The sequence below is a fragment of the Geminocystis sp. GBBB08 genome, from assembly GCF_016743215.1.
Lineage (GTDB): Bacteria > Cyanobacteriota > Cyanobacteriia > Cyanobacteriales > Cyanobacteriaceae > Geminocystis.
Window position 1 is genome coordinate 1 of record NZ_VRZC01000154.1, and the last position, 9,266, is coordinate 9,266.

General features: G+C 30.6%; 9 protein-coding genes and 1 pseudogene. 4 read left to right on the forward strand and 6 right to left on the reverse strand.

Annotated elements, in window-relative coordinates:
- Nucleotides 1-190: 190 nt before the first annotated feature.
- From aroF to FWJ34_RS15660, 4 genes are all read right to left on the reverse strand, one after another.
- The gene (gene aroF / locus FWJ34_RS15645) at nucleotides 191-1,249 is read right to left on the reverse strand and encodes a 3-deoxy-7-phosphoheptulonate synthase (protein ID WP_308256270.1); all 1,059 of its coding nucleotides are present in this window, start codon (nucleotides 1,247-1,249) and stop codon (nucleotides 191-193) included.
- Between the two features lie 185 nt (nucleotides 1,250-1,434).
- A complete protein-coding gene (locus tag FWJ34_RS15650; protein ID WP_308256271.1) occupies nucleotides 1,435-1,911 on the reverse strand; it encodes a PAM68 family protein in 477 nt (158 codons plus the stop codon).
- A gap of 21 nt (nucleotides 1,912-1,932) precedes the next feature.
- Entirely contained in the window at nucleotides 1,933-2,202 is a 270-nt protein-coding gene (gene rpsO / locus FWJ34_RS15655; protein ID WP_308256272.1) for a 30S ribosomal protein S15, read from the reverse strand.
- 128 nt (nucleotides 2,203-2,330) lie between these two features.
- Entirely contained in the window at nucleotides 2,331-3,029 is a 699-nt protein-coding gene (locus FWJ34_RS15660) for a response regulator transcription factor (protein ID WP_308256273.1), read from the reverse strand.
- A 267-nt stretch (nucleotides 3,030-3,296) separates the two neighbouring features.
- Between FWJ34_RS15660 and FWJ34_RS15665 the strand changes: the two genes are divergently transcribed.
- Complete coding sequence (locus FWJ34_RS15665) at nucleotides 3,297-3,926, forward strand: CPP1-like family protein (protein WP_308256274.1); 630 nt, start codon at nucleotides 3,297-3,299, stop codon at nucleotides 3,924-3,926.
- Between the two features lie 152 nt (nucleotides 3,927-4,078).
- On the opposite strand, the gene FWJ34_RS15670 is transcribed toward FWJ34_RS15665, so the two are convergent.
- A complete protein-coding gene (locus tag FWJ34_RS15670) occupies nucleotides 4,079-4,996 on the reverse strand; it encodes a pentapeptide repeat-containing protein (RefSeq protein ID WP_308256275.1) in 918 nt (305 codons plus the stop codon).
- 261 nt (nucleotides 4,997-5,257) lie between these two features.
- Between FWJ34_RS15670 and recF the strand changes: the two genes are divergently transcribed.
- Entirely contained in the window at nucleotides 5,258-6,403 is a 1,146-nt protein-coding gene (gene recF / locus FWJ34_RS15675; RefSeq protein ID WP_308256278.1) for a DNA replication/repair protein RecF, read from the forward strand.
- A 116-nt stretch (nucleotides 6,404-6,519) separates the two neighbouring features.
- A complete protein-coding gene (locus tag FWJ34_RS15680; RefSeq protein WP_308256276.1) occupies nucleotides 6,520-7,449 on the forward strand; it encodes a diguanylate cyclase in 930 nt (309 codons plus the stop codon).
- A gap of 374 nt (nucleotides 7,450-7,823) precedes the next feature.
- Here FWJ34_RS15680 and FWJ34_RS15685 read toward each other — a convergent pair whose 3' ends face one another.
- A complete protein-coding gene (locus tag FWJ34_RS15685; protein WP_308256277.1) occupies nucleotides 7,824-8,813 on the reverse strand; it encodes an NAD(P)/FAD-dependent oxidoreductase in 990 nt (329 codons plus the stop codon).
- 233 nt (nucleotides 8,814-9,046) lie between these two features.
- On the opposite strand from FWJ34_RS15685, the pseudogene FWJ34_RS15690 reads away from it, so the two are divergent.
- Nucleotides 9,047-9,266 (forward strand): annotated as a pseudogene (locus FWJ34_RS15690) (superoxide dismutase [Fe]); the annotation flags it as partial.

Consider the following 9,266-nt stretch of genomic DNA (forward strand, 5'->3'; position numbering starts at 1 on the left):
GGTTTCTGACTTAACATCAGTGACGTGGTAAAGCACGGATTTTCACCAGTAATTAAAAGTCATTGGCTTTTGGTTTTAATCGATTTTAGCATATTTTCTACCGATTATCGCAAACAGTTAAAACCCTGAGAAAATTAAAAGTATTTTTGAGCAAAGTCTATTACTGATTACTTATTTAAGCATTACTTATTTAAGCAAAGACAGGCACAGGAGTTTCCCAACGTTGAACTGCTTTACCAATTACTGCTAATTCAGGGATTAAACGATCAAAAGCATCAGGTGTAAGAGATTGTGGACCATCAGATAAAGCCTTAGCCGGATTTGGGTGTACTTCTATCATCAAGGAATCAGTACCTCCAGCAATGGCGGCCATGGCCATACTAGGCACATATTCAGCTTTACCCGTGCCATGACTCGGATCAATCATAATTGGTAAGTGGGTTAAAGAACGTAATACTGGAATTACGGATAAGTCCAAAACGTTACGAGCAAATTCTCGATCGAAAGTACGAATGCCTCTTTCACAAAGAATAACATTAGTGTTTCCTGCAGCGAGGATATATTCAGCGGCCATTAACCATTCAGAAATAGTGGCTGACATTCCTCTTTTGAGTAAAACGGGTTTAGACTGTGCGCCAACTTTTTTCAAGAGTGAGAAGTTTTGCATATTTCTCGCACCAACTTGAATCACATCCGCAACTTCAGCTATTTTATCTAAGTCAGCAGTATCCATTACTTCCGTAATAATACCTAAACCAGAAGCGTCTCTAGCGGCGGCTAATAGTTCTAAAGCACTTTCTCCATGACCTTGGAAATCATAAGGGGAAGTACGAGGTTTATAAGCACCTCCTCTTAAAAATTTAGCTCCTGCGGCTTTAACTCTTGTAGCGGTTTCCACGATCATTTCTTCGTTTTCTACCGAACAAGGCCCTGCTACGATAACTATGGGGTTATTTAATCCAAAAACAACGTCACCGTTAGGAGTAGGTACAACTACATCGCTAGGTTGTCCATGACGATAATCTAAGCTAACACGTTTAAAAGGTTTTTCAACTCTTAAAACGGTTTCAATCCAAGGGCTAACTTCTTGAATTTGTTCAGGATTAAGGGAAGCTGTTTCTCCCACTAAACCGATAACGACTTTACTTTGTCCAACAATTTTTTCAGGTGTTAAACCCCATGTAGTTAACTCCTCTCCTACACGATTGATTTCGAGTTCGGGAGTTCCCACTTTCATTACTACGATCATACTTAATTTACCTTGAATTCATGAATATATTAAGGTAGGCACTGGATTAGTAATTGTTGATTTTTTTACCAATTCTATGAAAACGAGGTTTTATCGCTTAAAAATTGATAATTTAGATCACAATATTTTTTAAATTTGGCTGTAAGTTATAATTTATAGGAAATAAACCACACAAAATAGACTAATTATTTATTATTAATAGATTCTTGTTGTGAGTTTTTCCATGCTGACGTTAATCTGCCAAAATTGATGGTAAAATCTGACCATCCCCACCAAGTGCCTTCTCTTTGTTCATCCCATGATGTGGAAAGAACGCCATAACTTAAACCTAACACACCTAACCCAAATAAACCCATAGTTATGAGTAAAACGGCTGTATTGGGTACTATCAACCATTTTTGAGTTACGACTACATAAAAAGCAAAAAAGGAAAAAATCCCCATTCCGGTGGGAATACCGCTAAAAATAGCCATTCTTTTAAGCATTCTATTGCTGACTACTTCAGGAATTCCTTGCAAAGAGGAAGTTTGTTTTTCTTTCTGATAATTATTACTAGAGATATTTTTTACTTTTTCTAAGGGATTATTAGTCAGTTTTTTGGTGACTTTTTTATTCTTTTTTGGTTCAAAAGGTAAGGAATTTCGATTCGATGAAGATGGCATGATTATTTCTAAATATCGGTTTTAACCACGAATACCTAATTTTTTGATTAAGTCTTGGTAAGTTTGAACATTTTTCTTTTTAATGTAACTTAATAAACTTTTCCGTTGACCGATAATTTTTAAAAGTCCACGACGAGAAGAATGATCATTGTCGTTAAATTTTAAGTGTTCGGTAAGTTGAGTAATTCTAGCAGTAAGTAATGCTACTTGTAAAGCCGATGATCCTGTGTCGGTTTCGTGTATTTGATATTCAGTGATAATTTCCTGTTTTTTTTCTAAAGTTAAGCTCATTTTTTCTGTAAAAGTTTAAATACTGCAATCTATAATTATATCATAAGGTGAAGAAGCACTTAACTTAAATCCGGCACTAATTAGAAAATATACTGATGAAGGTAGGTAGAAAAAGCATTACAAAATTTCTATTTTTGTCTTTCAAATTTATAGCCAACTCCCCTAATGGTAGTGATATACTGGGGATTATTGGGATCTTGTTCTATTTTGCGGCGAATTTGCCCGATATGAACATCTACCACCCGATTATCTCCTAAAGGTTCATTTTTCCATACATTACTGATGAGATCTTGTCTCTTCCATACTTTATCTGGATTACTGGCAAGAAAATAAAGTAAATCAAATTCTAAACTTGTGAAAATGGTAACTTTACCGTTAATTTTAACTTCTCTGGTTTGTGGATTAATGATTAAATTATCTAATTCAATAATATCTAGAACCACAGAATTAATAACTCGTCTGCGTCGCAAAATGGCTTGTACTCGAAATTCCAATTCTTGTAAATCAAAAGGTTTCGTTAAGTAATCATCGGCACCGATTAAAAAACCTTTTTTTTTATCTTCTACATCATTACGACTGGTAAGCATAAGAATAAATACGTCATTATTTTTCTGCATTTCTTCACAGAGATTGTAACCGAGAGTATCTGGTAAGTTTATATCGAGAATAACTAAATCTGGTCGAAATAGGCTAAAAATTTCTCTCGCAGTTTTACCATCAGATGCTGATTCTACTCGATAATTTTTTTGTTTTAGAAATCGGTTAATTAAATTAGCAATATGAATATCATCATCAACGATTAAAACTTTAGCTAAAGCTACTTCCATAGTGGTTAAGAGTGAAGATATACAATATCAAAATAAGTAGGTGGGTAAAATTAATTTTCTGTTTACTTTATGAAATGCAAGAGGCATAAGTCATAAGAAAATTGAAAATTTGTTATTTATGAACTATAACCCCTAATCCTGAAAATTAATCATCAAAAAAATTAATGCCTAGTTTAATTATAATATGTCTTAGTTGGTGTAAACTGATCCAATTTATTGCTGTTAAAGTTGTTAAGAATCATTGAGAATCGGAGGAATAAGGCAAAAATGACTGAGTTAAATCCTTATGAACAATTAGGAGTAACTGAAAATGCTTCTTTTGAAGAAATACAAAACGCAAAACAAAATCTTAAGGAAAAATATCACAATGATCCTCCTATCATGGAAAGCATTGAAATTGCTTATGATGCAATTATTATGCAAAGGTTGAAACTTCGTCAAGAGGGGAAAATAAAAGTTCCTGAACAAATTAGGTTTCCTGAAAAAACTACAGAAATTAAAAAACCTTCATTGATATCTAATAATCCTAATTCTCAAAAAGTTTCTTTATGGTTAGGAAATTTATTAGATCAACCTTCTCGTCAAGAAATTTCTCTTAGTGGAATTGTTTTTTTTCTATTAATTGCTATTAGTATTTTTAACAATAATTATGAGATTTTACCACTTTTGTTAACGGTGGGAGTTGGTACAAGTTTTTATATTTTATATCGTAAACAAAAAAGGTTTTGGAGATCAGTTGCTATTACTTTTATTACTTTTATTATTAGCGTTTGTATAGCAAATATTTTGTTTAATTTATCTATTAGTACTGGTTTAAATATTAGTTTAGGATCAGAACAATTTGCTACTTTATTTACTTTTTGTTTTTTATGGTTAGTATGTAATTTTGTTAAATAAACTTGTTTAAGCATTTAGTTAATAGAAAATCGGGAATGAATTTTTATCGTTATGGTAAATAATGGTAAGTTCAATATTTTTCTAATAACTAATTTTTAATAAATAATAATTTATGTATAATTGTTAATTGTTAATTGTTAATTACTTAATTGTTAATTATGAATAGAACCATCAGGCATTATTGCCCCTTTTAAATTAGAATTAGTTAAATCTGCCCCTGTTAAATTTGCTTTTTCAAGATTAGCATGGCGCAGATCTACATTACTTAAATTGGCATAAACTAAGGAAGAATTGATTAAATTAGCATTTCGTAGATCACTATTACTTAAGTTAACGTGACTTAAATTTGCTTCTGCTAAATTTGCTTTTTCTAGGTTAGATTCTGTTAAATCACTACCATCAAAATCCGCTTGATAAAGATTGGCATTACTAAAATTAACTTTATGTAACTTAGCATTAATTAATTGTGTTTTAGTTAAATTAGCATTTGTAAAATTAGTCGGATGACTTTTACTATTACTACTTAAATTCGCTAAATCTAAATCAGCATTTGTCAGATTGGCGTTGTGAAAATTTGCGCCTGTTAAAGTTGTTTGAATAAGATTAATTTCGGATAAATTCGCTTTTTCAAAATTAGCTCTTTCTAAGATACTATGACTAAAATTGGCATGAATAAGGGTTGCTTCATAAAAATCTGATTGATTAAGATTGCTATTTTTTAAATTAGCATGGGTTAAGTCTGCCCGTTTAAATTCACTTTTAATCCCTTTAATATTTTCTAAATCACTAAAACTTAAATCGGTGTCACTAAAATTAGTTTTACTTAAATCTAAATTTTTAAAGTTAGTTTTATGAAGATTTGATTTAGATAGATTTGCTTTTTCTAAATTAAATTTATTTTTGGGAAAATGATAGTTAGATAAATCACATTTAATACATTTATTTTGTTCAATTAACCGTGAAATATCATCTTTACTATAAGCGTTAGCTGGAGGAATGTAGCTAAGGGAAACTGTTATAATAGTTGCTAAACACAAAACTATTGATAATAATTTATTTTTTTTGTTCATAGAAAAATTAAGAAAAAGAAAAATTAGCGTTGTTAAGAGCTTTATATCATATTTTGAAGCAAATTATAGCAATTCTGTGTTTGTTGTGATAGTTTTTTGATTCAATTTCTTACTTTATCAGGAAGGTTAGGGGTAAATTTCTCACCCATGATTTAGAAATGCTATATAACGTTAATAAGATAGAAATAATAATTAATTGTGAACTATAAAGTTAGATTATCAATGATCAGTTATCAGTTATCAATTATCCGTTATTTGTTCATGTTTTTAAATAATATTTATCTTAGTTATTTTCGTAATTATATACAAGAAGAAGTTAAATTTCACAGTAATAAAATCCTTATTTTAGGGAATAATGCTCAAGGAAAATCAAATTTATTAGAAGGGATTGAGTTATTATCAACTCTAAAAAGTCATCGCACTAATAGAGATCAAGATTTAGTTTATCAAAATAGAATTTATGGCCAAGTAAAAGCAAATATTAGTCGTAGTTTTACTGATTATGACTTAGAAATGATCTTACCCTTTAAAGGTAAAAGAGAGTTAATTGTCAATCATGAAAAATTATCTCGTAACTTAGATTTTTTAGGTATAGTTAATACAGTTTTTTTTTCTAGTGTAGATATAGATTTAGTTAGAGGAAATCCTGAATATAGAAGAAATTGGGTAGATAATATTTTAATTCAATTAGAGCCTGTTTATGCTTATATTATCAAACAATATAATCAAGTTTTAAAACAAAGAAACGCTTTATTAACAATTTTAAAAAAACAAGGAATAACTAATTATTCAGATTTATCAAAATCAGCAGAATTAGAATTAACTTTATGGGATAATAAATTAGTAGAAACAGCTTGTAGAGTTATGAGAAGAAGACAAAGAGTTTTAACTAAATTAGAACCTTTTGCCAAATTTTGGCATAATCAAATAAGTAATAAAACTGAAAAACTAGAAATTATTTACCTTCCTAATGTTGAGTATCAAACCGATGAAGTGGAAAAAATACATCTAAAAATTAAAGAACAGATAGAACAAAAACGCAATGGTGAAATTAATATGGGAATGACATTAGTTGGACCTCATAGAGATGACATTGACTTTATCATTAATCAGGCAACGGCAAAAAATTATGGATCTCAGGGACAACAACGAACATTGGTATTATCTTTAAAATTAGGAGAATTACAGTTAATTGAGGCGGTAATTGGTGAGCCACCTTTGTTATTATTGGATGATGTTATGGCGGAATTAGATTTACAACGACAACAGCAATTATTAGATTCATTGGGTAATCGTTTTCAAACCTTGATTACTACTACTCATTTGAATTATTTTGACAGTAAACTCTTAAAAGAAGCTCAAATTATTGAAGTGGAGAGGGGAAAATTAATTAATCGAGAAAGGTAAAGAGCATTATATAATTTTAAGATGATTATTTAAGCTACCTTAAATTAAAGATCAGAATTTTATGAGTATAATTTTTCTTATTTTTTCATAAAGCTTCTCAAAACAAAGAAATTTCTATGGCTAGTTATAATCCAAAAAACTTTTTTATTTTGGCGGTAGATGATAATTCTATTAATCGAATTTTATTGGATAAATTATTAAAAAAAGAAGGGTATAAAACTAAAATATTGTCTCGTAGTGAAGAAGTGTTATTTTCTTTAGAAGAATTTAAACCTGATTTGATCTTATTAGATTTAATGATGCCCAATATTGATGGTTTAGAACTTTGTGAAAAAATTAAACAAAATCCTCATTATCAAGAAATTCCTATTATTTTTATAACTGCTAGTGATGAGAAACAAGATTTATTAAAAGCTTTTGATTTAGGTGCAGTAGATTATATAACAAAACCTTTTCATAATCAAGAATTACTAGCCAGAGTTAAAAATCATTTAGAGTTAAAATTCACTAGAGATGAGTTAAAAAAAGCATTAGTAGAATTAGAAAAATTAGCGAAAACCGATGAGTTAACAGGCATTTCTAATCGTCGTCATTTTACTTCTTTAGCTGAGAGAGAATTTAATTTAGCCAAAAGACAAAAAAGATTTTTTTCTTTGCTTATTTTAGATATTGATTATTTTAAAAAAATTAATGATACTTATGGTCATCCTGTAGGAGATTATGTGATAAAATCTGTTGCTCAAGAATGTATTCAATGTTTGAGAAAAGAAGATTTGTGTGCTAGATGGGGCGGTGAAGAATTTATTATTTTTCTTTCTGAAAGTAATTTAGAGGAGGCGTTAATTGTTGCTAATCGCATTAGAAGTCATATTGAAAATAAAGTTATTATTTATGAATCTTTTAAAATCAATTTAACTGTGAGTATTGGTGTTTGTGTTTATCATGATGATGATAAGAGTATAGTTCAAACTATTTCACGTGTTGATACAGCATTGTATAAAGCGAAAAATACTGGTAGAAATAAAGTCGTATCTATTGATAGCTAATAAATGATGGGATGGAGAGGAGGAAGACACCGAAAACATGATGACAGGAGAACTCGGAATTGGAAAATTTTAAAATTGGTACTGAAAATTACCCTGATGAAATTAAGAAAACAGGGAATTTATACGGGATTATTAATTAAGGCATCGGGCGTATTTAATCTTGTTATCAATACAGTTTTTATCTCTTTTTCGTCATTTATCATTGAGATAACTTGATCTTGCACCAGCTATTAAATTGACTGGTTAAGGTAGGCAATAGGGAATAGGCACTCTTGCAATAGTAAGAATTATTGATTGAAACTGTATTAAAATTCAAACTTTGTTGATAAAGTATTTTTGTTCTGATGCAAGATCTCAGTATTACTTACTCCTGATTATTTAATATTTTCTTCCCATTTACGGGGTTGACTGCCACGGCGAATGTTACGCCAAATTTGAGTAGCTGCTAAAGTACCATCAGCTACAGCAATTGAGACTTGATTTAAGCCTTTTTTCAAGTCACCTAAGGCAAAAATGCGATCGTGGCTTGTTTGTGCCATATCATTAGTAAGGAGGTTTTCTCCATCCCACTCTAAGCCATTAATAGTTTTTAGATAGTGGTTATGATAAATTGATCCCATGTTAATTAACCCTGTGGTAGCTTCAACAAAAGTACCATCCGTTAATTCTACTCCTTGCATTTGATGATTTTTTCCTACAAAACGGGCGATCGCACTTTCATATAAAGGATAACCGTGTTGTGCTAATTTTTGCTTCATTTCATCGCCAACAGTGCATAAACCATGAGTTAAAACAGAGATATAAGGAGTAAACCAGTTTAAAACGAAGGCTGCGTTAATTTGAGACTCTTTAGCAACGATTAATACGGCTTTTTGATCCCACATATCAAAACCATCGCAAATCATACAGACATGAAGAGTATAACCTGCGTAATCATAGACGTTTTGCATATCTTCTAATTCAGGTAAAACATCGATAACACCGGAAGCCGCAATTAAATATTTACTCCGAAAAACGGGATAAACACTGTCTTTTTTCCCAATTTTTACTTTGACGGCAAAAGTTTCCCCTTCATCAGTAACATCTTCTACATAACCTCGTAAATAATCTGCACCCCAATCGATGGCTTGTTTAGTACCATGATTTAATATATCTCTACCGGGGGCGTGAGGATCAATCCCTAAATAATTACGAAGATCTTGCATCCATAGCGATCGACCTTTCCCTTTTTCAATAATCAAACATTTTAAGCCATAACGAGCTAAATAAATAGCCGCAGATAAACCACCCATACCGCCACCAACCACGATGGCATCATAAACTAAATCAAGACGAGTTTCAAAATTTTTACTAGATAATTTCATAATAAAGGACTCCTAAATATAATAGTCTTAACTTTATTATTACTTATTCAACTGCCTGATATATGATATTTTTTGCTTAAATATTGTATTGATTTAATCAGGGAAGAAGAATAAAAGAAATTATTTTTTCAGAAAAATGACAATTGATAGACAATTAAGGAAAATTCCTTTCATTGACAGTTGAGACATAATTCAGATAGGATAAGGCAGTAACCGATTATATGATTAATAATATGGCTTATCAATTACCAACACTTCCTTTCGATTACACAGCATTAGAGCCTTATATCTCTAAAAGTACTTTAGAGTTTCATCACGACAAACACCACGCAGCCTATATAAATAATTTTAACAATGCAGTGGCCGGTACAGATTTAGATTCTAAATCTCTTGAAGAAGTAATTACAATTACCGCTACTAATCCTAGCCAAGCAGGTATTTTCAATAATGCAG

Coding starts and splice junctions, on each gene's coding strand:
- aroF (WP_308256270.1), bottom strand. CDS start 1,249: ATGATCGTAGTAATGAAAGTGGGAACTCCCGAACTCGAAATCAATCGT.
- FWJ34_RS15650 (WP_308256271.1), bottom strand. CDS start 1,911: ATGCCATCTTCATCGAATCGAAATTCCTTACCTTTTGAACCAAAAAAG.
- rpsO (WP_308256272.1), bottom strand. CDS start 2,202: ATGAGCTTAACTTTAGAAAAAAAACAGGAAATTATCACTGAATATCAA.
- FWJ34_RS15660 (WP_308256273.1), bottom strand. CDS start 3,029: ATGGAAGTAGCTTTAGCTAAAGTTTTAATCGTTGATGATGATATTCAT.
- FWJ34_RS15665 (WP_308256274.1), top strand. CDS start 3,297: ATGACTGAGTTAAATCCTTATGAACAATTAGGAGTAACTGAAAATGCT.
- FWJ34_RS15670 (WP_308256275.1), bottom strand. CDS start 4,996: ATGAACAAAAAAAATAAATTATTATCAATAGTTTTGTGTTTAGCAACT.
- recF (WP_308256278.1), top strand. CDS start 5,258: ATGTTTTTAAATAATATTTATCTTAGTTATTTTCGTAATTATATACAA.
- FWJ34_RS15680 (WP_308256276.1), top strand. CDS start 6,520: ATGGCTAGTTATAATCCAAAAAACTTTTTTATTTTGGCGGTAGATGAT.
- FWJ34_RS15685 (WP_308256277.1), bottom strand. CDS start 8,813: ATGAAATTATCTAGTAAAAATTTTGAAACTCGTCTTGATTTAGTTTAT.